General features: G+C 57.2%; 23 protein-coding genes and 1 pseudogene. 19 read left to right on the top strand and 5 right to left on the bottom strand.

Going from position 1 to position 22,260, the window contains the following annotated elements:
• Positions 1-42: 42 nt before the first annotated feature.
• Positions 43-773, bottom strand: a pseudogene (gene nfi, locus NA637_RS19665) (deoxyribonuclease V).
• A 168-nt stretch (positions 774-941) separates the two neighbouring features.
• Here nfi and NA637_RS19660 point away from each other — a divergent pair.
• Positions 942-1,934 (top strand): GlxA family transcriptional regulator, encoded by a 993-nt coding sequence (locus NA637_RS19660; protein WP_256074224.1) that lies wholly within the window; start codon positions 942-944, stop codon positions 1,932-1,934.
• Positions 1,935-2,084: 150 nt separating this feature from the next.
• Here NA637_RS19660 and zapE read toward each other — a convergent pair whose 3' ends face one another.
• From zapE to NA637_RS19645, 3 genes are all read right to left on the bottom strand, one after another.
• Complete coding sequence (zapE, locus tag NA637_RS19655) at positions 2,085-3,179, bottom strand: cell division protein ZapE (protein WP_256074222.1); 1,095 nt, start codon at positions 3,177-3,179, stop codon at positions 2,085-2,087.
• A gap of 148 nt (positions 3,180-3,327) precedes the next feature.
• Positions 3,328-4,686, bottom strand: a complete 1,359-nt coding sequence (locus NA637_RS19650) for a tryptophan--tRNA ligase (protein WP_256074219.1) — start codon at positions 4,684-4,686, stop codon at positions 3,328-3,330.
• Positions 4,687-4,803: 117 nt separating this feature from the next.
• Complete coding sequence (locus NA637_RS19645) at positions 4,804-5,433, bottom strand: alpha/beta hydrolase (protein ID WP_256074217.1); 630 nt, start codon at positions 5,431-5,433, stop codon at positions 4,804-4,806.
• A gap of 245 nt (positions 5,434-5,678) precedes the next feature.
• Between NA637_RS19645 and NA637_RS19640 the strand changes: the two genes are divergently transcribed.
• The gene (locus NA637_RS19640; RefSeq protein ID WP_256074215.1) at positions 5,679-6,110 is read left to right on the top strand and encodes a YhcB family protein; all 432 of its coding nucleotides are present in this window, start codon (positions 5,679-5,681) and stop codon (positions 6,108-6,110) included.
• 37 nt (positions 6,111-6,147) lie between these two features.
• On the opposite strand, the gene nadC is transcribed toward NA637_RS19640, so the two are convergent.
• Entirely contained in the window at positions 6,148-6,996 is an 849-nt protein-coding gene (gene nadC / locus NA637_RS19635) for a carboxylating nicotinate-nucleotide diphosphorylase (protein ID WP_256074213.1), read from the bottom strand.
• Positions 6,997-7,321: 325 nt separating this feature from the next.
• On the opposite strand from nadC, the gene NA637_RS19630 reads away from it, so the two are divergent.
• The 17 genes from NA637_RS19630 (at position 7,322) to NA637_RS19550 (ending at position 22,153) form a co-directional block, all read left to right on the top strand.
• Entirely contained in the window at positions 7,322-9,613 is a 2,292-nt protein-coding gene (locus tag NA637_RS19630; RefSeq protein WP_256074210.1) for a DUF1631 domain-containing protein, read from the top strand.
• Positions 9,614-9,770: 157 nt separating this feature from the next.
• Positions 9,771-9,944: a DUF3094 family protein gene (locus tag NA637_RS19625; RefSeq protein WP_256074208.1), complete on the top strand. Its 174-nt coding sequence runs from the start codon at positions 9,771-9,773 to the stop codon at positions 9,942-9,944.
• A gap of 48 nt (positions 9,945-9,992) precedes the next feature.
• Positions 9,993-11,288, top strand: a complete 1,296-nt coding sequence (locus tag NA637_RS19620; protein WP_256074206.1) for an NAD(P)/FAD-dependent oxidoreductase — start codon at positions 9,993-9,995, stop codon at positions 11,286-11,288.
• Between the two features lie 299 nt (positions 11,289-11,587).
• Positions 11,588-12,448: a ParA family protein gene (locus NA637_RS19615; RefSeq protein WP_236362045.1), complete on the top strand. Its 861-nt coding sequence runs from the start codon at positions 11,588-11,590 to the stop codon at positions 12,446-12,448.
• A 1-nt stretch (position 12,449) separates the two neighbouring features.
• Positions 12,450-13,199, top strand: coding sequence for a hypothetical protein (locus tag NA637_RS19610; protein ID WP_236362042.1), 750 nt, complete (start codon positions 12,450-12,452; stop codon positions 13,197-13,199).
• Entirely contained in the window at positions 13,196-13,897 is a 702-nt protein-coding gene (locus tag NA637_RS19605; protein WP_236362041.1) for a DUF2786 domain-containing protein, read from the top strand. The genes NA637_RS19610 and NA637_RS19605 overlap by 4 nt, the downstream gene beginning before the upstream one ends.
• Positions 13,894-14,613 (top strand): HNH endonuclease signature motif containing protein, encoded by a 720-nt coding sequence (locus NA637_RS19600; RefSeq protein ID WP_236362039.1) that lies wholly within the window; start codon positions 13,894-13,896, stop codon positions 14,611-14,613. The genes NA637_RS19605 and NA637_RS19600 overlap by 4 nt, the downstream gene beginning before the upstream one ends.
• Positions 14,597-14,815 (top strand): hypothetical protein, encoded by a 219-nt coding sequence (locus NA637_RS19595; protein ID WP_236362037.1) that lies wholly within the window; start codon positions 14,597-14,599, stop codon positions 14,813-14,815. Before NA637_RS19600 ends, NA637_RS19595 begins: the two co-directional genes overlap by 17 nt.
• Positions 14,812-16,161: a replicative DNA helicase gene (gene dnaB, locus NA637_RS19590; RefSeq protein WP_236362035.1), complete on the top strand. Its 1,350-nt coding sequence runs from the start codon at positions 14,812-14,814 to the stop codon at positions 16,159-16,161. The genes NA637_RS19595 and dnaB overlap by 4 nt, the downstream gene beginning before the upstream one ends.
• Positions 16,158-16,346, top strand: a complete 189-nt coding sequence (locus NA637_RS19585) for a hypothetical protein (protein ID WP_236362033.1) — start codon at positions 16,158-16,160, stop codon at positions 16,344-16,346. Before dnaB ends, NA637_RS19585 begins: the two co-directional genes overlap by 4 nt.
• The gene (locus NA637_RS19580) at positions 16,336-16,857 is read left to right on the top strand and encodes a hypothetical protein (protein ID WP_236362030.1); all 522 of its coding nucleotides are present in this window, start codon (positions 16,336-16,338) and stop codon (positions 16,855-16,857) included. Before NA637_RS19585 ends, NA637_RS19580 begins: the two co-directional genes overlap by 11 nt.
• Positions 16,854-17,093, top strand: coding sequence for a type II toxin-antitoxin system HicA family toxin (locus NA637_RS19575; protein WP_016971636.1), 240 nt, complete (start codon positions 16,854-16,856; stop codon positions 17,091-17,093). Before NA637_RS19580 ends, NA637_RS19575 begins: the two co-directional genes overlap by 4 nt.
• Positions 17,093-18,094 carry a nucleoid-associated protein YejK gene (yejK, locus tag NA637_RS19570; RefSeq protein WP_236362027.1) on the top strand — a complete coding sequence of 334 codons (1,002 nt, stop codon included), beginning with the start codon at positions 17,093-17,095 and terminating at the stop codon, positions 18,092-18,094. The genes NA637_RS19575 and yejK overlap by 1 nt, the downstream gene beginning before the upstream one ends.
• Positions 18,095-18,128: 34 nt before the next feature.
• The gene (locus NA637_RS25425) at positions 18,129-18,365 is read left to right on the top strand and encodes an Arc family DNA-binding protein (protein WP_272889213.1); all 237 of its coding nucleotides are present in this window, start codon (positions 18,129-18,131) and stop codon (positions 18,363-18,365) included.
• Positions 18,362-20,131, top strand: coding sequence for a ParB family protein (locus NA637_RS19560; protein WP_236362024.1), 1,770 nt, complete (start codon positions 18,362-18,364; stop codon positions 20,129-20,131). The genes NA637_RS25425 and NA637_RS19560 overlap by 4 nt, the downstream gene beginning before the upstream one ends.
• Positions 20,132-20,159: 28 nt before the next feature.
• On the top strand, positions 20,160-20,855 hold the full coding sequence (locus tag NA637_RS19555) for a DUF2857 domain-containing protein (protein ID WP_236362020.1): 696 nt from the start codon (positions 20,160-20,162) through the stop codon (positions 20,853-20,855).
• Complete coding sequence (locus NA637_RS19550; protein ID WP_236384326.1) at positions 20,852-22,153, top strand: STY4528 family pathogenicity island replication protein; 1,302 nt, start codon at positions 20,852-20,854, stop codon at positions 22,151-22,153. The genes NA637_RS19555 and NA637_RS19550 overlap by 4 nt, the downstream gene beginning before the upstream one ends.
• Positions 22,154-22,260 lie beyond the last annotated feature (107 nt).

Here is a 22,260-nt window from a genome sequence, read left to right as displayed (position 1 = left end):
CGAGTCAGTGTCAGGGCTGTCGCCCAAATCCGATCAAGCCTTTTACTTATGGCTTGCAGCTTCAAGCTTGCCGCTGCCCTTATCATCGCGGCGCGAGGCCAGGCGATCGGCCAGCCGGGTTGGCTCGGGCAACCGATAGCGGGTGACGTAACGCATGACTAATTGCGGTGCGGTTTCCAGGCTGACCCGGTTGCCCGGTGAAATGATCAGCGGACGCACCTTGTCCTTGCTGCGTAGAACCGTGCCGATCACCCTGCCGCCCTTGTCCAGCAGATCGACCTGCTCGCCCCGCTGCTCGCCGAGCGCCGTATGTTTCCCGATCAGGATCTTCTTCGCGACGCCGATGGTCGGCAGCCCGGTAACGACACCCAGATGGGCCGCAATGCCAAGACCACGCGGATGGGCGATGCCATGCCCATCGGAAAACATCAGATCGGGCGTCTGATCCAGGGAGTCGAGCGCCTGCAGCACGGCAGGCAGTTCGCGAAACGACAGGAGCCCGGAATGTACGGCATACAAGTGGGTATCCGTGCCAGCGCCTGCGCCAGCGCCAGCGGTTCGAGGGTTTCAGCATCGAGAAGCACGACCGCGGCACGGGTGATCTTGCCGCCGTCCTCGAAGCCGACATCGACGCCGGCGACCACTTTTAACGGACCGAACTCATCGGCCAGGACGACCTGGTCGGCTAGCTGGTTCTGGATTGCGCGGGCATCAGCAGTGTTTCCGCCCCAGCCCTGCAGGTCAGCGCGAGGTTGCGATCCAGGTTCTGTCATGTGGTGGTCCTCTCAGCCTGCTCAGACGGTCGGCAGCAAGCACGGCTCCACAGCTGCCCTTGATTGGGACTGGACAGTCATGCGAAAAAATACGACGCTCCTGCCGGACTGCGGCAGTTTTACCCTGCTTTATCCCAAACAATAACAATCGGAACAGCCTGATCTCACATGCTCACCGCCTCCCCGTTGAAACGTATCAGTATTCTGGCAACAGACGGTGTGTTCGCCTCCACCCTGCTCCATGCCAAGGATTTATTTCACATGGCCAGCCTGCGCTATGGCAAGCAGCTGGGACTCGATCTCACCCCCGCCTTCGAGACGTCATTGGTCAGCCCGGACGGGCTGTCGGTCAATACATTCAGCGGCCCCCACATTGAAGTGGATGGAGCCTTGGATGAGGCAGACGCCGTGATCCTACCGGCGTTCTGGGGCGATTTTGACGTCATCTGCCAACGCTATCCGCAGGTTTCACCCTGGTTACAGGAGCGACATGCGGCCGGCAGCGCCATTTGCGGAGAGGCCAGCGGGGCGTTCTGGATGGCTGCCGCGGGGTTGCTTGACGGCCGTGAGGGCACCACTCACTGGCGTTTCGCCCATGAATTCGTCGAACGGTTTCCGCGCGTGTTGTTCACTCAGGAAAAGCACCTGACCGACAGCGACAATCTTTACTGTGCAGGTGGCACCACGTCAGCCTGCGACCTCTATATCCATCTGGTCGAGCGCTACTGCGGCGCCCATATCGCTCAAGGCATGGCGCGGGACATCCTGTTCGAGGTCCGGCGCAACTACCATCCGGGGCGAATAGGCTTCGGCGGACAGAAGCTTCACCTGGACACCCGAGTTTTGCAAATCCAGGAATGGCTTGAGGAGCATTTCGCGGAGAAATTTCGGTTCGAAGATGTAGCGCGTGATCACGGCATGAGCATTCGCAATTTCATGCGCCGGTTCCAGACGGCCACTGGCGACAAGCCGCTGCACTATCTCCAGCGACTGCGCATCGAAACGGCAAAGACGCTGCTTTCCACGACCCGAAAAAGCATCAAGACCATCAGCTACGAAGTGGGTTACGACGACGCGAGCTTCTTCGCCCGCCTGTTCCGCCAGCACACCGAACTGTCGCCGAATCAGTATCGGCAGCAGTACCGCTTTACGACTGGTTGAGGGCTGGAGGCTGGAGGCTGGAGGCTGGAGGCTGGGATGAGTGTTGCGTAACTCCTAGCGCTTTGCCCGGTGTCGAGAACGGGAGCGCCTTATTCGAGGCTGCCAGCTCGTTCAGCCTTTAGCCTCCAGCGCTCTGGTCGTCTTTTTCCCTCAGGGCTTGTGCGGGCGCGATAGATATTCGTGGGACTGCATCTCCAGCAGACGACTCAGGGTCCGCTGGAATTCGAACTCGAGCCGGCCGCCTGCATACAGGTCTTTCAACTCAACCTCGGCCGACAGGATCAGCTTGACGCTGCGGTCGTAGAACTCGTCAACCATGCTGATGAACCGACGCGCCATGTCGTCCTTGGAAACGTCCATTCGCTCGATGTTGGAAACCAGCACTGCATCGAAGATCTTGCCCAGCTCGATGTAGTCGTTCTGGCTGCGTGGACCATCGCAGAGCTCCCGGAACTCGAACCAGGCCACGCCGCTGGCAACCTTGCGCGCAACGATCTCGCGGTTCTCGATCATCAGGGGTTCGTTTTCCTGAACCCGGCACTTCTCTGGCAGCAAGCTGCGGAAGCTCTTTTCCAGACTCTGCTCCGCTTCGGCATCCAGTGGGAAGTGGTAGAGCTCGGCCTGCTCGAGCGCGCGCAGACGGTAATCGATGCCGCTGTCGACGTTGACGATCTCGGTGTGCTTCTTCAGCAGCTCGATCGCTGGCAGGAAGCGCGCGCGTTGCAGGCCATCCTTGTAGAGCCCGTCCGGCACGATGTTGGACGTTGCGACCAGGCTGACGCCATTCTTGAAAAGCTCCTCCAGCAAGGTCGCAAGGATCATCGCGTCAGTGATATCCGAGACGAAGAATTCGTCGAAACAGATCACCCGCGACTCATCCGCAAAGCGTTTGCCGATGATGGTCAGCGGGTTCTTCTCACCCTTGAGCGTGCGCATCTCTTCGTGCACGCGCTTCATGAAGCGATGAAAGTGTGTACGGGTCTTTTGTTCGAACGGCAGCGCATCGAAGAAGGTGTCGACCAGATAGGTCTTGCCGCGGCCTACGCCGCCCCAGAAATACAGGCCTTTCACCGGCTCCTGGTGCTTCTTGCCGAACAGCTTGCCGAGCAGCCCGGACTTGTTGCGGTCGTCTGCGACCAGATCGTCATACAGACGCTGCAGATGACGCACCGCAGTTTCCTGGGCGGCATCGTGGAAAAAGTCGGGACGTTTCAGGTCTTCCTGATAGCGCTCAAGAGGGGTCATGGCGGGGTCTGGGTAGTGAAACGGGGCCGACACTTTAGCCGCGCCCTCGGTGGTTGGCAATTTACGCAGATCGTTCAATTGCTGGAGCCTCGTATGAGATCAGCAGGAAGCGCCGACTGTACTGCGACCGGCGCATCCGGTGCGGGAGTTACACAGCTAGCGTCGCCAATGCCTGGCGCAGACGCAGCATGGCTGCTTCCAACGCCTGCTCATCGGCGTAGCCGGGGCTGTCAGCGATGCAATCGCCGTCTAGCCACAGGGTAAATTGATTGTCCTCATCGGCTCGGAGTTCCAGGGCATCCACGCCCTGCGCGATCAGGCGTTGGCTGAGCGCACCAATCGCCTGGGGATCGCTGAACGGCCGTGACAGCAGCAACTCTTCGCCATCGGAGGCAAAAAAGCGGAAACGGAAGCTGCCATCCGTTTCGCGGAAGCTGGCGAAGCGAGCGGCCTTGCCAGCTTTTTTCTTCACCGGCGCGGCACTTGCCACTTCACTGCGGAAGTTTCGCAGCCCCACCGATTCCCGCAATTGGCCGAGGAATGGCGTTGCGACCGTGCGCGCCTTGGCGGCACCTGCCTGCAGGATATCCTCCAGTTCTCCCGGGCGCTGCATCAGGGTGTGGTAGCGCTCTCGCGCCTCGCCCAGCTCGTGATCGAGCAGGGCGAACAAGCGCTGCTTGGCCTCGCCCCAGGCCAGACCGCTGACCAGCTCGGCGCGGAACTCGGCCAGTTGCGCCGGGGTGGCGAATGCCTGGTAGAGGGTGAACAGGTGGGAGTCGTCCGGATTCTTAGGCTCACCGGGCAGCCGGGAGTCGGTGACAATGCGCGCGATCGTGCTTTTCAGCTCTTTAGCGCTGGCGAACAGCGGAATGGTGTTGTCGTAGCTCTTGGACATCTTGCGCCCATCAAGGCCAGGCAGTGTCGCCACGCTTTCCTCGGTCACTGCCACGGGAAGGGTGAAGAGTTCCTTGCCGTTGCCAAACAAGTGGTTGAAGCGCTGGGCGATGTCACGTGCCATTTCCACATGTTGAATCTGATCGCGCCCGACCGGCACCTTGTGTGCATTGAACATGAGGATGTCGGCCGCCATCAGCACCGGATAGCTGAACAAGCCCATCGTAATGCCCGCGTCAGGGTCTTCACCGAGTTCGACGTTCTTGTCTACCGACGCCTTGTAAGCGTGAGCACGGTTCAGCAGGCCCTTGCCCGCGACGCAGGTCAACAGCCAGGTCAGCTCGGGTATCTCGGGAATATCGGACTGGCGGTAAAAGGTCACCCGATCCGCATCCAGGCCACAGGCCAGCCAGGTTGCAGCAATTTCCAGACGCGACTGCTGGATGCGCAGCGGGTCGTCGCACTTGATCAGCGCGTGGTAGTCGGCCAGAAAGTAGAAGGAGTCGGCATCGGCTTCCCGGCTGGCCTGGATGGCCGGGCGGATGGCGCCGGCGTAATTGCCCAGATGAGGCGTGCCGGTGGTGGTGATACCGGTGAGAATGCGGGTTTTCATAGGTTGATCTCGATTCGGTCGACGCCAGCGGCAAAACCTGCTGACGCTCCGTTGAAAATGGCGCGAGCCACGGCCCGCTTGAGTGACCGTGCAGCACGCGCGGCGACTAGCTCACCGCTAGCCCAATCGCGGCGCGACCAGCTCTTTCAGCTCTACCAGCTTGCCGTGAAAAAAGTGGCCACATTCTGCCACTTTCAGCAATTCATGGGGATGCTGAAGTCCGGCTGAAAAGGCATGTACCGACGCTGGCTCGATGACCTCATCAGCGTCAGGCTGGATGATGGTCAACTTGCAGCGTTCAGCCAATGGCTGATCAACCAGGCGCGAAACCGCGGGCGCGACCAGAACCAGTCTTTCCAACGCTTCGCCTCGGGCTTCGAGCCGCCCCGCTAACGCCGCCGCGACGAAGCCACCGAAGGAAAAACCCAACAAGGTCAGCGGCAATCCCGGGTGCTGCGCCTGAAACCAGCGCAGCGCGGCCTCGGCGTCATCGACCTCGCCGGTGTGCATGTCATGGTGCCCAGCACTGCCGCCAACGCCACGAAAGTTGAACCGAAGCGTCGCATAACCCGCATCGCGAGCCGTGCGCTGTAAGGTTGACACCACCTTATTGAGCATGGTCCCACCCTTGGCCGGGTTGGGATGACAGATCAGCGCCAGTCCGCACGCTTCGGGCTGATCGAAATGCAGGCCCTCCAGCACGCCGGCCGGGCCGTCTATGGATATGGGGTTTTCGCGTTTCAACAAAGTAACTCCGTGACCTTGGGGCTGATTGGCTCGTCTTGCTTGCACCTGCGCGGTGATCGCCATGGCGTGTTGCGGTATACAGGGCAGGAACGAGACGTTAACGTATCAAGCCGTGGAAAAACCACCGCATCAGGCGGTGCGCCCGCGCATAGCAGCTGCGTCCCGGCCCGACAGTCGCCCTGCCCGACCGCCAGCGCAAGGTTTCGCTGCTGAACAGCACAGCCGTTTTTATAGAGGAAGTATTCGTGGAACAGACCTTCGCGACCTGGTTGCTCCCGATCGTCGGCGTGATCGTCGGCATCGTCATTGGTTACCTGATTGCGCGAAACAGCGCGCCGAACAGCACACAGCGCCAGGTGGACGAGTTGCAAGAGCGCCTGGACGCCTATCAAAGCGAAGTGGTGACCCATTTCAATACCACGGCCAGCTTGTTGCGCAAGCTGACCAGCAGCTATCAGGACATGCAGGATCACCTGTCAGAAGGTGCGGACAAGCTGGCGCTTGACGAGCAGACTCGCCAGCGCCTGCAAGCGGCGCTGCACAGCGAGGAGAATCATGGCCACCGTGAGCGCCTCAGCTCGCCGACGTTCACCGAGCCGCCGAAGGATTATGCGCCCAAAGACGCGGATGTACCCGGCACGCTGCATGAAAACTTCGGCCTGAAAAGCAAGCACTGAGCCTGATGGCGGCCCTTTGGTGCCGCCTCGTGTTGCGTTATTGGGTCAGACGCATGGACAGGTCAATCGCGCGCACATGCTTGGTCAGCGCGCCGATGGAAATATAGTCCACGCCGGTCTCGGCAATCGCACGCAGCGTACCGTCATCAACCCCTCCGGACGCCTCCAGTTTCGCCCGCCCCGCCGTCATGTCCACCGCGGTGCGCATGTCCGCCAGGCTCAACTCATCAAGCATGACGACATCGGCGCCTGCGCGCAGGGCCTGCTCCAGCTCGTCAAGACTCTCCACTTCAACCTCTACCGGTTTGCCCGGAGCGATGCGGTGCGCGGCTGCGACGGCTTCAGCGATCCCGCCGCAGGCAGCGATGTGGTTTTCCTTGATCAGAAAGGCGTCGTACAGCCCGATTCGATGGTTATGGCAACCGCCACAAGTAACGGCGTACTTCTGCGCCAGACGCAACCCTGGAAGAGTCTTGCGCGTGTCGAGCAGCCGCACACCCGTGCCTTCGACGAGATCGGCGTAATGTCGGCAACGGGTCGCAACCCCCGATAACGTCTGCAGGAAATTCAGCGCCGCACGCTCGCCACTTAGCAGCGCACGGGCAGGGCCCTCCAGCTGAAACAGCACACGGTCCGCCGCAACCTGTTCGCCATCGACCACCCGCCAATGCACAGCGACCCGCGGGTCCAGCTGTCGGAACACCGCGTCGACCCAAGCCGTACCACTGACAACGGCCGCCTCGCGAGTGATGATCAGCGCTTGGGCGAGCCGCTCTGCGGGGATCAACTGCGCGGTGATATCGCCGGCGCCGAGATCCTCCATCAACGCCTTGCGCACATTGGTTTCGATTTCGGCGGACAGGTCTGCAAGAGTGATATTGGTCACGATGGGCTCCCGGATAATTTCAGCCAAGTATAAAGCCTGAGCCGGCCATGACGCGTGAACCGAACCGGATGAAACGTCAGGTGACACTCGGTGCCCTCGGCATTTCCGACCGCCTGTAGGAAAACATGCGAGTATCTGTGAGCTGCTTCATGTCCAAAACAAAACCGCGCCAGGCCAGTGAACAACCGACCTATAATGAACTCACATATTGGCGCCACGGAAATGGCGAGCCCCGCCCAAGCAATTCAGGCCGTTGCCCCCGCCTGAAATCAGCGGCATGCTACAAAGATACAGCGCTTGAATCACAGGCGACCGGAGAGTCTCGATGCGAACCGATGCGAAAGTGGTGCACCTCAAGGCGAGTGCCGAGCAAAAGCCCACCTCGCCAGCAGGGAGACTGCCTGTCGCGCTCATCAGCGTACGTGACAAAGCCGCCCAGCAGCTGCGCCTGGCATTGCAGACATTGTTCGACAACGCCGACGACTCGCTCTTCGAGATTGCCGACCGCGCCACCAGCAACGCCGAACAGAACGCTTTTTTCGAAGCCATGCGTGATCTGCGCATGAAGCGCCGCGGCATCGAGCGCAGCTTCCTGCAACAGGTTTTCGAGTCTTTTTCCAAACTCAACCAATACGAAATCGGCAAACCTGCGCCGCAGGAAGCATCCTTTGAGAGCCTGGCGCTGGTGCAGAACGACGAACTGGAAGAATCGGTCGCGATCGACACCATGGTCGCCAAGGTAATGAGCCGCGCCAGTCAGCCCCTCAGCCACCTCACAACCCGCATCAACGTCCTGGTAAGCAAAAAACTCGACGACAAGACCAATCCGCTGGGCCCCCAGCAACTCTGTGAGTATTTCCTCGAGGCCTGCCGCAGCCTGGGCGTCGAAATCAAGGTCAAGCTGATCATTCTCAAGCTGTTCGAGCGTTACGTGCTGACCGATCTTGAGCAGCTGTATGCCGAATCCAACCAGACCCTGGTTGCAGCGGGCATTTTGCCGGAGCTGCAGTCCGCCCAGCCGCGCCGTTCGCCTAGCCGTCCAGGCGCATCGGGAAGCAGCGCACCGCGCTCCGGTACAGGTTTCAGCGAAGCACCCGCATACGTTGACAGTGGCGTTCAGGAAGCTTTCGGCAATCTGCAGGCATTGCTTTCGGAACTGCGCGGAAGTGGGCTACCGGCCCGCAACCTGCCCAGCGACGCCATTCCGATCTCCAGCAACGATCTGATGCGGCTACTCTCGCATTTGCAGTCACGCGCACCGCAGCAGATCGATGAATTCGACCTGCAGGTCCAGCTAGAGCAACTGCTGCATCGGGTCAGCGCCAGGAGCGGCAAATCACGCGTGGTCGGCGAAGTCGACGAGGACGTCATCAACCTTGTGTCGATGCTGTTCGAGTTCATTCTCGACGACCGCACCCTGCCCGACTCACTCAAGGCATTGATCGGACGATTGCAAATCCCGGTGCTGAAAGTCGCGGTGCTGGACAAGACCTTCTTCAGCCGAGGCAGTCACCCAGCCCGACGCCTGCTTAACGAGATCGCCTCGGCCTCAATGGGCTGGGCCGATCAGGACGAGGTCCAGCGCGACAGCCTGTATCAGAAGATCGAGCAGATTGTGGCGCGCCTGCTGAACGACTTTGTCGATGATCCTGCCATCTTCTCCGAACTGCTCGCCGACTTCCTCGCCTTTACCGGCGACGAGCGACGCCGTAGTGAACTGCTAGAACAGCGCACGCGAGACGCCGAAGAAGGACGCGCCAAAGCCGAAATGGCCCGCCAGGAGGTCGAGCATGCGCTGAATCAGCGACTGCTCGGCAAAACCCTGCCCGAAGTTGTGGTTCGACTGCTGCAAGAGGCGTGGAGCAAGGTTCTGCTGCTGACCTGCCTGAAGCATGGCACTCAGTCCGAACAGTGGCAGGCCGCGCTGGCCACTATGGATGACCTGATATGGAGCGTTGCGCCACACGAAGATCTCGAGTCCCGCGCGCGACTACTGGAGCTTGTACCCAGCCTGTTGAAGAACCTTCGCGACGGCTTGGTAAGCGCGGCGTTCGACCCGTTCGGCACCAGCGACTTCTTTACCCGACTCGAAGCGCTGCATGTGCAGACCCTGCAGCAGCTCAACAACCCGACCAAAACGGCGCCAGCCAGCGAACCCCTCGACCGTGGCCGTTCGGCAGCCGACCAGAAGCTGGAACTGCCTCCGCGCGAAGATTCCGTCAACCAACCGGCCAGTTCAGCGATGGTTGAGGTCAACGAGGAGATCGTTTTACTCGCTCCAGGTGAAACCCGTGAACACGAGCCGGAAATCAATCTGGACGACAACGACGAAGCGCTCATGCAGGTCGATAACCTGCGAGTCGGCAGCTGGGTCGAGTTTCAGGAAGACGAAGAGCACAAGCTCCGCTGCAAGCTTGCCGCGGTGATAAAGCCCACGGGCAAATACATTTTCGTCAACCGCACCGGAATGAAAGTCCTGGAAAAAACCCGAATGGGCCTCGCGATCGAATTCCGTCGTGGTGCAATACGCCTGCTCAACGATGCCCTGCTCTTCGACCGTGCCCTGGAATCGGTGATTGGCAATCTTCGGAGCCTTAAAAACAACAATGGGCGATAACGACAAGGGGGACGGGTGAAACCCTGCCCCCCGCGATTACCCGAGTAGCCTGCCCCACGCTGTCACCGGCCTGCCCCGAACCAACCGCCAAGCGTCGTCGCGCTTGGCTTTTGCCCTCGCACCGCTAGAATGCCTGCATCCCCTTTTCGAGGTGCATATGCCCAGCCGTCTTAAACCTGAAGACCAGGAACGCGTTGACCGCTACCTCAGCGCGCCTCAGCACCAAGTCGAGCGCCGGCCTTTTCGGCCGTGGCTGCTCCTTGTGCTGGTCCTGGCGGTGGTGCTCGGCCTGGGGCTGCTGAGCCGCCTCCTTAGCCGCCTGGTCCTATGACCGCCACAGGCGCCGAACCGAATTCCGTAAAGCCTATGAGTTCATTCCATGACACATCGCATCGTAATCGTGGGCGGCGGCGCCGGCGGCCTGGAGCTTGCCACCCGCCTGGGTAGAACCCTGGGCAAGCGTGGCAAGGCGCGTATCACCCTGATCGACGCCAACCTGACGCATATCTGGAAACCCTTACTGCACGAAGTGGCCGCCGGCTCGCTGAACTCGTCCGCTGACGAGCTCAACTACGTAGCGCAGGCGAAATGGAACCACTTCGAGTTCCAGATGGGTCGTATGAGCGGCCTGGAACGCGAGCGCAAATGCGTACACCTTGCAGCCTCTTTCGATGAACATGGAGTCGAGCTGGTGCCGGCTCGCACGCTGAGCTATGACACACTGGTGATCGCGGTCGGCAGCAAGACCAATGATTTCGGCACCAAGGGCGCCGCCGAGCATTGCATATTCCTCGACACACGTGAGCAAGCAGAACGATTCCACCGCCTGCTGCTAAGCCACTACATGCGCGCCCATGCCGCTGAAGGCCATCAAGGCACCATCAACATGGCGATCGTCGGCGCTGGCGCCACAGGCGTCGAGCTGGCCGCCGAGCTTCACCACGCCGCACGAGAGCTCGCCGCCTATGGGCTCAACGGCATCAAGCCGGAAAACGTCCATATCACGCTCATTGAAGCTGGCCCACGGGTGCTGCCGGCGCTGCCGGAGCGGATCAGCCAGCCGGTACACCAAACGCTCAACGATCTGGGCGTCACCGTACTCACTGACGCCGCAGTGAGCGAGGTAACCGACGAAGGCTTGCATACCAAGGACGGCAACTTTGTCCCGGCCACCTTGAAGGTCTGGGCTGCCGGGATCCGAGCGCCAAGCTTCCTAAAAGACCTGGACGGACTGGAAAGTAATCGAATCAACCAGCTGCAGGTGCTTCCCACCCTGCAGACCACCCGCGACGAAAACATATTCGCCTTCGGCGATTGCGCCGCATGCCCGCAACCGGACAGCGATCGCAACGTACCCCCGCGAGCGCAGGCGGCGCATCAGCAAGCATCGCTACTCGCTAAATCGATTGCCCGGCGACTCGAGGGCAAAGACCTGCCCAGTTACCGGTATCGCGATTACGGCTCCCTGATATCGCTGTCGAGCTTCTCAGCCGTAGGCAATCTGATGGGCAACCTCACCGGCAACGTGATGCTGGAAGGATGGTTGGCGCGGATGTTTTACGTTTCCCTGTATCGGATGCATCAGATCGCGCTGTACGGCGTGGCTCGTACCGGCCTGATGATGATCGGGGACAAGCTCAGCACCAGCACAGTGCCGCGCCTCAAGCTCCATTGATTGAACCGACTGCCAGCGCCTTTGGTGGGACAAGCGCTGGCTGTACCGGATAGCTTTCCGGCGACAACCAAAGTGAAAATGCGAGGAAATCCAAAAAAAAACCGGAAGACCCTTTCGGATCTCCCGGTTTCTCACGTCTCTTTACGAGGCGATTTTGGTGGGTCGTGTGGGATTCGAACCTACGACCAATTGGTTAAAAGACACTTGGTTTTTAGGCCTCCGAACCATCGTCGAACGGCTTTAGATCCACTCGATTTTCAATGCAGTCTCTAATGAACCTACATTAGAGGCTACAAACCATGATGATCACTGCGGTCGTATCGACCAAAGGCGGCGTAGGAAAAACCACCATTGAGGCCAATCTTGGCGCTTTTTGCGCGGACGCTGGCCTTCGCACCCTCCTAATCGACCTAGACCCCGCTCAGCCTTCACTCTCCTCGTATTACCAATTGGTCGAGGAAGCCCAAGGCGGCATCTATGACCTGCTCGCCTTCAATATCACCGACTCCGTCAAGATCATATCCAGCACCACGATCCCAAACCTGTCGCTCATTATCTCAAACGACATAAATAACCAATTGAACAGCTTGCTTCTGCAAGCTCCCGACGGACGGTTACGCCTTGCCAACCTGATGCCGGCATTTGAAGAGCATTTTGACTTGGTGCTGATTGACACCCAAGGTGCCAGATCGGCCATGTTGGAGATGGTAGTCCTAGCATCCGACCTGGTCATATCCCCTCTTCTTCCCAACATGCTCGCCGCACGCGAATTTAGCCGTGGAACCATGCAGATGTTGGACGGACTACGCGCCTACGGGCGCTTGGGCATGAAAATCCCTCCCGTCAAGATCGTCACAAACAACCTCGACCAAACGACTGACGCGCAAATGATCGAGCAGTCAGTACGGGAAATATTTCAGGACAATGACGAAATCAGCGTCCTGGACAGCATCATTCCTACTGCTGTGGTGTTTCGTAGCGCCGCATCTCTAGGCGTCCCGGCACACCGCCTGGAATACCGGCAGCCTTCGAACCGCAAATCCCCTGCCGCCCTTGTCGTCATCCGCCAATTGGCCGTTGAACTCTTTCCAGAGTGGAGCGATCGCTTCAAGGCCATGACTGAGGAAAAGGTAGCCAAGTTGGTGAGGGAGGATCGTTGAAATGGCGAAGCCCTCCATCACCGATGCCCGCAGTATTACTGCTGATGTCATTCTCGACGTTGGCAAATATTACAGCGCTCAGCAGTTGCGCAGCTTGCAAGCCAAGCTAAGTGGAACCGCACGAGAAATCCACTCCCTGACAAGCGGTAGCCACTTACCGGGTCGAATTGGCGCTCATTTGAGCTTTGAACAGCGTCAGCTTTTGGAGGACGCTGCGAAGCTTATTGAGTCCGTAAACACGAACATAAAACACGCGAAGGAAAAGCGTAGTCGTGTTGAGGATCAAGCCAAACGCCGTCAACAAGCTCGAAACGCCGAAGCCAAGCGTTTGGTGGCTGAAACATATCTAGAACCTTCTGTCACGGATCTGGAGCCTCTTCTAGATGTTCTTAAAACAGCGCTGACGCTTAATCGCGCTGATGTTTTCAGGAATGGTTACTCCCCTAGAGAATTCAATCTCAGGCTCCGTGATTACCTATCGCCTGCTCGAACTCGAAAGCTAATTGGCTGGACCAGCCCAAATGCTTTTTGGATAAACACGGTTCTCTCTGTGCGCAATGACGTTGTGCAGGCTATTGAGCAGGAGATTGCTTACGACGATGGCTCAAGTGTTCGGGATCGCCTTGATGCATTGAAACAGAAGGTTTCAGACTGTCTGGCCCGGGTTTATCTGTCTGCTGATGAAGAGGAGACCCTACGCCTTTGGTCTCAGGCCCTGTCCCAATTGGGGCCAAAGGAAGGTGACCAATGATGGACAAAGAGAAAGTCCTCAGCAAAGTTACCAAACTCTTGGCACTGGCCAGATCTCAAGGCGCAGCACCCAACGAGGTAGAAACGGCGCTTCGCCAAGCGCGTCACCTGATGAAGCAATACAACCTGGATCACATCGAAGTAGCTGCGCACTCGATTCAAGAAACCAGCATAGCGACCAAAACCCGCCGTGCACCTCAAGATTGGCTGCACTCACTGGCATGGATCTGTGCAGAGGCTTTTGACTGCAGCCACCTTGCCTATTTCAACCCCCTCTTGGGATGGTCATTCAAATTTCTTGGGAAAGGAATTGCTTCAGAGCTCGCCGCTCATACCTATTCAACACTCCACCACCAATTGGTCGCGGCCCGTCGCGCCCATGTTGCCCAGCAAAAGCGCTGTTTACCCAAAATGAAACGTCACCGCGGCAAATTATTTGCTGAGGGTTGGCTGAGTGCGGTCACCTCCAAAGTCACCCAGTTTGCGGGCGGCGTCGACAAAACCACTGAGCTGGAAATTCAAGCTTACCTGGATTGGCATCACCCGGCGATGAAGCTCGTCACCATCAAGCCCGCCGAAGCAAAGGGGCATGACACGCGGTCCCTGCACGCTGGATGGGAACAGGGGCAACACGCCAAACTGCACCGAGGTGTTGCTCAAGGTCCACAAAGAGCACTGGGCATTGGAGGCGGCAAATGATGACTCATTCACTGTCGCCTCTAGCGCTGGCTGCTTTAAAACGTGCACGTACCCAAATGGGGCTTGCTCAGCCTCATAAGCATCACATTTGGGTTGAGGCTGAGGAGCGCATACTCATTGCCCGCTATCCCCACGAGCGAACTCAAAACCTGGCAGACGAGCTAGGGCTCAGCGTTTTTCAGGTTTATGCCAAAGCAAAGCGACTTGGCATGAGCAAAAGCGACGAATTTCTTCGCAGCAATCTTTGTGGCCGACTTGACGGCACGCTCGGCGCTGCATACCGCTTCCCCAAGGGGTCGACTCCATGGAACAAGGGGCTCAAGGGGCTTCCATCCTCCGGTCGCATGGCAGAAACACAGTTCAAGGAAGGCGATAAGCCCGGAAACTGGCTTCCCCTTGGAAGTCTGCGCACAACCCCTGATGGCTATCAGCAGAAAAAGATCACCGATACCGGTTATCCACCCGTTGACTGGAAAGCCGTGCACGTCCTGCTTTGGGAAGAGCATCACGGCCCGGTCCCTATCAACCAGTGCGTCTGCTTCAAGGACGGTAACAAGTCCCACATCGTTCTCGAAAACCTTGAGCTGATTACACGGGCAGAACGTATGCGCCGCAACACCATTCATCGGTATCCGGAAGAGCTGAAATCTGTCATCCGCGCCGTCAGCAAACTTAAACGCACGATCCGGGAGGCCGAACATGAAAAACAAGATTGAAGATCTACGCAATCACCTGTTTGTCACCATCGAAAGCCTGCTCGATACGGAAAAGCCGATGGAAATTGGCCGTGCAAAAGCCATCGCTGAAGTTGCACAGGTGATGATCAACTCGGCCAAGGTCGAAGTGGATATGGTTAAGGCCTTGGGCGCGGGTAATGGCACCGGCTTTCTGCAAATTGAGCAGGGGCCACCGAAATGAACCACCTAGACCTCTCGCCGCCCCACTCCGTCGAAGCGGAACAAGGTGTTCTGGGCGGGCTTCTGCTCGACAACAACACCTGGGACCTGGTTGCTGACCGACTGGACGCCGAAGACTTTTACCGGCGAGACCACCGACTGCTTTTCAAAACCATAGAAACCTTAGCCAGCCAGTCCAAACCATTCGATATCGTCACTGTGCATGATGCATTGGAAGTGCCCGATGAAGCTGGTGGATTGGCTTATCTGGGTGAGTTGGCCAAAAACACACCGTCGGTAGCCAACATAGAGCATTACGCGTTCATCGTGCGTAATCGATCTCAGCTCAGGCAGCTCATGTCCCTGGGCTACCAATGCTCTCGCGAGGCCACGGACCCACTGGCCAATGCAACAGATGTTCAAGAGTCAATTGAACAACAGCTTTTCGCTTTAGGCGAGGGCAAGAAGGCATCCGAATTCGTCAACATCAATCAATGCCTGACGACAGTAGTTGAACAAATCGACGAGCATTTTAATGGCAACGTCACCGTAACCGGTGTGCCGTCGGGTCTGGACGATCTGGACGATATGACATCGGGCTTTCAAGAGGCAGACCTGATCATCCTCGGTGCACGTCCGTCGATGGGTAAAACCTCCCTGGCTTTGAACTTTGTAGATACTGCTCTCCAGGCAAAGCTGGAGCGCACGGTTCAGGTCTTCAGCATGGAGATGCCAGCCAAAGCACTGCTCTATCGGTTGATGGCCATCCTTGGTCATATCGATCTTGGGAAGTTATTGAAGGGCAAGCTCGATGACGATGATTGGCCGAAACTGACCGCTGCTGTTTCGCGCATCAACAGTTACGGTGAGCGGCTGGTCATTGACGACTCATCCAATCTTACGCCCGCTGCGATTAGGGCCAAATCCCGTCGCGCAGCCCGCCGCTTCGGCCATCCGAGCCTGATCCTGATTGATTACTTGCAGCTCATGCGCTGCCCGGGTCAGGAAAACAGGGCCAATGAAATCAGCGCTATTTCTCAGGCCCTTAAAGCCCTGGCCAAGGAAATGAACTGCCCAGTGGTAGCACTTTCCCAGCTCAATCGTGAACTGGAGCGCCGTCCCAACAAACGCCCGATCAACGCTGACTTGCGTGATAGCGGCGCCATTGAACAGGACGCAGACGTGATCATGTTCGTCTACCGGGATGAGGTCTATCACGCGCAGACCGAGCATAAGGGGATCGCTGAAATCATTATCGGCAAGGCTCGCAATGGACCTACCGGCACTGTTCGCACGGCGTTCATCCCGCACCAAACCCGCTTTGCAAACCTCAGTGCCAATAGTGGCTGGCAAGGAGCACACCTATGAGCACCCTCGCTCCGGTTTCCATCACCCATTGGTGCCGCAACTGCAATGCACACCATGCACTGCAGCAAGTCCGGCGCTGCGTACCGGCCCCAACTTCTCTCAATGGTGAAGTGGACGTTCTGATTTGCCCCAGTTGCAACAGCTACGACATCGAAGAGCTGCAGGAGGTGTCAGATGCACAGTAATACCGAGTTCTTTCCAAGTATTCAGGCCCGTGCAGGATTCGAAGCATCTGCCGTGGTTCATGCCCATAAAACTGGGGTCAACCCAGTTGAACTTGACTCGCTCGCCCAAGCCATTGGCCGTCTTGCTCGTGACCACAGCACCGTGGTTTCTGAAAGCATGCGGGGAGACCTACGAGAGTTTGAGAATCTTGGTTACATCGAGCTGGTCAACACCACCAGTGCAACGGTCACCGTTGAACTGCTCTGCGCAAGTGCCTTGCTCTCCAGCTATTTCTGGTCGGTTTGGGTACCTCGGCATCTGCTGAGTTGCTCGCTGAAAGTGGCCGTTATGTCTCACCTGCAGCACCCCGCGCAGGTTCAGCACTGCAGCGTGGTGTTCCGCGTGCCTGGCTCACGCGAGGCAACACGCCAGTTTCTGCATGAGCTCGGCACCAAGTTTCCTGGCGACCAGGCTGAAATCATCGCGATTCAGGCAGGCAACGTTCTGGCAGACAAGGACGCAGCGCTATGACGCCCAACCTCCTACGCGGAAAGCACGAAAGCCTTCGCCAACTGGTGGAGTTCGCCATGGCTAACGGCTGGACTGTCTCACGGACTCAAGGTGGCCACATCAAGTTCACCAAACCTGGCCTTGGATCAATTTACACCTCATCGACCGCCAGCGATCACCGCTCTGGGCTCAACGCTAAGGCTCGTCTTCGTCGTGCCGATCGAACTCAAACCCAACACACTCAGGAGGCAATCTAATGCCTATCCGTCATTGCATTGTTCATCTGATCGACAAAAAGCCAGACGGCACACCCGCTGTTCTCCACACACGCGACTCGGAACTGTCCGAATCAACCGCCATCGAGAACATGCTTGCCGACCTCAACGAGAGCTATAACGCCAAGCAAGGCAAGGCCTGGGGTTTCTTCCATGCCGAGTCTGGCGCGCACCCGTTCAGTGGCTGGTTGAAGGACTATTTTGACGGTCGCCAGGATTTCACAACGTTCAGCCACATCGCGGTAGAACACTTGCAGAAGCTGATGGAGGAATCCAGCCTCTCCACCGGCGGCCACGTGCTGTTTGCCCATTACCAACAAGGCATGACCGATTACCTGGCCATCGCCCTGCTTCACCACAGTGAAGGGGTGGTTGTGACCAACGAGCAGGATGTGACCACGTCGCACCACCTGGACCTTAGCCAATTGCACCTGGCGGCGCGTATTAACGTCTCCGAGTGGCAGAACAACAAACAGTCCAAGCAGTACATCTCCTACATCCAGGGCAAGAGCGGCAAGAAGGTCTCGGAGTACTTTCGCGACTTTATCGGATGCCTGGAAGGCGTCGACGGCCCAGGCGAAACCCGCACCTTGCTCAAGGCCTTCAGCGACTTCGTCGAAAGCGAAGACCTTCCGGACGAATCCGCACGCGAGAAAACCAAGACCTTGGTGGACTACGCAACCAGCCAGGCCAAGCTCGGCGAACCCATGGGGCTGGAAGAGCTGTCGGGTCTGATCGATGAAGATCGACCCAAAGCGTTCTACGACCACATCCGCAACAAGGACTACGGCCTGTCGCCGGAAATCCCGGCGGATAAACGCACCCTCAACCAATTCCGTCGTTTCACCGGCCGTGCCGAAGGCTTGTCCATCAGCTTTGAAGCGCACCTGCTGGGCGACAAGATCGAGTACGACGAGGCGTCAAGCACGTTAACCATCAAAGGCTTGCCTACTCAACTCAGTGACCAACTGAAACGTCGTTAAACACAAATCCAGCCCCCAGACATCGGAGCACGCTATGAGTGATCAACCAAAACGTCAGCTTGAAGAAAAATTTGTTGTCCGCCTCCCCGATGGGATGCGCGAGCGAATCGCGTTGCAAGCACGCGACAACGCCCGATCGATGAACTCAGAAATTATCTATCGATTGGAAACGACAGCCAGGCTTGAAGCTGAACTAGATCGAGCACTAAAAACAATTGATCTGCTGTTGGCTGTAGCGCCGGCTGTTGAACAGCCTGGAGCAAGAGCATGAAACCGTCGTTGGCCCAGACCATGAAAGAAAAACTGCTGCAGCCCGCGTTTGAATCAAAGTCGTCTGTTGCAGAGCGCATGAGCGACCCAATTGTCGATACGCCGATGCTGTTGTCGCTGGATGAAACACTACCCTATGACGAAAACCCACGGACGACTCGTAACCCCAAGTATGACGACATCAAAGAGTCGATCCGGCATCGAGGTCTCGACACTCCGCCTCCCGTCACCCGCAAGCCTGGCGAGGAAAAGTTTCGGATCAGGAACGGCGGCAATACGCGCTTGGCGATTCTTAATGAGCTGTACCGTGAAACCGGTGACGAGAAATTCTTTAAGTTTCACTGCCTATTCCGCCCTTGGGACGCAGTTCGTGGCGAAATTATCTCGCTTACTGGGCACCTTGCCGAAAACGATCTGCAAGGCCAGCTTCTATTTATTGAGCGGGCTATAGGGGTTGATAAAGCCAAGGCCTTGTATGAGGAAGAGGCTGGGGAGTCGATCTCACTGCGCGAGCTTTCCCGGAGACTTTCATCAGATGGATACCCAGTATCTGCATCTCATCTGAGTCGTATGAATGACACCATCCGTTACTTGCTGCCAGCAATTCCCGCAGCACTCTATTCTGGACTTGGGGCAGATCGAATCATAAAGCTGCTGTCTTTGCGCAAGACAGCCCTTCAGTGCTGGGAGCGCAATTACGTTGTACAAGAACAACACCTTGAGTTTGATACCGTCTTCCAAGATGTCCTGTCTCAATTTGAAGGCGACGCAGACGAGTTTTTATTCCAGCGGTTCCAAGACGAACTCATTGACCAACTTAGAAAACCGTTGAATCTCGGTTACGAAAAAATACTGCTGGAGATCACTCAGAACCAAGACCAACTGCGCCGTTCAACACCAATAATGGAGTTACCCCATCCCTCTATCTCGCAACTTGAGGGTCTGCAGCAATCTAACGGTACAAACAACGGTATTGAAACGAATCATAATCTGCCACAACTGCCTACAACTCATGTGGTGAAGGACACGCAAAAAACAACCACGACCTCAACGGCGCCCCCGTCATCACCAGCGGGCCAGCAGCAACTGAACCCTCCTCCGTCAGAACACCTGAGTCCGCAGGAACGACAAGCGCGTATTGATGGGCATATCGCGAGCCCAGTCAAAACGTCTCCAAGGGTCGACAAGATGAAACGGGAGGTAGCAGCGCTGGACGGCGAAGTCCTGCCCGACTTCGCGGCCAATGCCTTGGTGGCCATCCCCGTTCAGGCCGGTGGCCTGAATCCTATTTCAGACCTCTGGTACATCGAGCGCGAGATAGATAACACCATCACGCTGCGTCAGCACATTGCTCAATTGGCACGCGAAGTGGCCAGCTCTGTGAAGGCGCCAGGACAATTCCTGGATATCGACGGCGGTATCGGCTTCAGCTACCGGCACACAGATGATGAAGCTGAAGTCACTGCCACAGCCTTGCATACCTTGACGTTACTCCAGTCCTTGAGCGGCTCTATAGCCATCGCACTGAAAATGATTCAGCAGCAGCCCGATATTCACGCAGACGCCCTAACTGATTTCGAGTTTGCCGCTGGGTTAGGGCAAATCCTATTAGGCCAGCCTCATGCAGAAGATCAGTTACCAGAGAATGAAGGTCGGCTTAGCGACGGCGCACTGGTGAAGCTGTTTCGCATCATTCGGCTTGCAAGGCGCTTGATTGATTTGGAAGTCAAGTTAGTCGCAGACAGTGGTTCGAGTTCAACTACCTGACGCGGAACAACTACAAACGGGAGTCGTCATGTCCAAGACACCAATAAATGAAGCCATCCTATCTCAGGTACTTCATCACATGCGCAACGGCCAACTGAGGCGGTGCATCGAGATGGGCCTGGAGCCAGAGATATTGGCCCAGCTCCAACAACCCTCAGTGCTGAGTTTATTACTCAACACACCCGTGACCTGGTGCAACGTCACGATTGATGGGGAGATGGTAAAAAAACTTCTCACAGGCGCGCAGCGCTCTGACGAAGAGGTGCGCATGATCGAGCGCGCCCTACGACTTGGAGCAACCACTCAGATGTTGCAACAGTTCTTTGGACTATCCCCGCAGGATGTAGCCCTTCAACGCCTAATTATTGGAGTAACGGCACGTCGCGGACGGTGGAGAGAATTCAGTGAGGAGGTGGATGCTCAACTTTGGTATCGATGGACACACCTGATGCAAGAAAATCAGGTTGAGCTCGACGATAGCCTAGCGCTGCTTGACATCGCCATGCTGGTGGCAGAGGAACTCAATACGCCGCAAGATACTAGTGCCGATGAAACTGTAGAAAACCTCAGTCTCGCCATCATTTGGCATCGCGTTCAATCCTGGATAAAGGACGGGCTTTACCCCCCTACCACTAACGGTGTCCCGAGAAGGTTACCGCTAGAAACTTCACAACGTCGATCCCCGCCGACTGTGACATCGGCAGAAGGTGACCCTGTGCGATGAAGTTGTCACAACTTCCATTTTCGACGCTTTTAGACTCGGCTTCCGGTCACCTTGAGGCTCACTTGCGTCAGAAAAAAGAGACTGCGCCCCCTGGGTTTGAAGGGGCTTCGCCGTACTCTGGAATTATTTTCAGCGGAAATCCTCACGAGACGGTGCCTCGCCGACTGTTGCTGGATGATCGGCTGACGCCGCTTGAAAGAAACACCTGGCAAGTATTTCGCCTATTGATTAACGACGACGGCCTGACGGCGTTCCCCACCTATGAACAACTGCGGCCATATTTGGGTATGCAACCCGGAAGACCGGCTTCGCGTGAAACTGTGTCAAAAGCATTGGTCACTCTTCGCCTTACCCGATGGCTTAGCCTAGGACGCCGGGTACGCAATGACCTCAGTGGACAAGTGCAAGGCAACGTCTATTTGCTTCATGACGAACCGGTCACGCCGGCTGAGGCTTTAGAGTTCGACAATGACTATCTGCAGCTCCTCAAGCAGTCTATGGAACACCAGACCAAGGTAATCCGCGAGGTTGCACAAATCGCCTGGAAGGAATTCGCCGCAGATCCAGATGTTGGCCAGCGTTTACCAAGCCGTCTGGATATCATCGAAACGCGCTTGAACAACCAAGCTTGGGTGAAAACACAGACCCTCAGTGCTCTAACTGAGCCTGAGTTCGGCATCCGAACTCAGCAGAACATAGCACTGTCGTCACTGAGTTCGGATGCCGAACTCAGTAAAAAAGGAGACAAGCGCATCGCTTTAGAGCCGAGTTCGGATGCCGAACTCAGCCGTAAATCACTGGGTTCGGACTTAGTTCGGCATCCGAACTCATATAGTACGTATACAGATACAAACAATGATGTTTGTAAAAGCTCTGTACATGTACCGCCCGTGCCCGACGACGCGACTGCCGATTTGCTCAATGCATTGCACCGTCTGCCGATTGAACAAAAACAGAATGCAATCTTGGCACTGCAGAAGGTTCCGATCGAGCTGAAACCAATTCTCATAAAGCAATGGGTACACCGCTGTGACTCGGGAGGGATACGAAATCCACTGGGTTACTTGATGACACTCGTCGGTATGGCTGTCCGTGGTGACTTCAATAGCCAATGGGATCCAGCTGACAAGGCAAGATCGGACTCTGCACCTCAGAACACTTTTAGTCCGCCCCTCGTCGCAGGGCAACCGGAGAAAACGGTAGCTCTTACCCGCAGCCCTGAGTCGATCCAAACCGCGAATCAAACACTCAGCGGGATGTTGCATCTGCTAAAACCTCATCGGGGATCACACCCATGAAGCTCGGTGGTGGCAATCACGCAAGTGGTGTGGGCCGCAACACCCAGCCAGGACCCGCCATCGGTGCCGGCAGCCACGCAAGTGGTGCGGCCCGCACCACCTGGACA

Origin of the sequence: Stutzerimonas stutzeri, from assembly GCF_024448935.1 — a bacterium.
Classification (GTDB): domain Bacteria; phylum Pseudomonadota; class Gammaproteobacteria; order Pseudomonadales; family Pseudomonadaceae; genus Stutzerimonas; species Stutzerimonas stutzeri_AO.
Note: the sequence above shows the minus strand (reverse complement) of the source record. Positions and strands in the feature narration are given on the sequence as shown.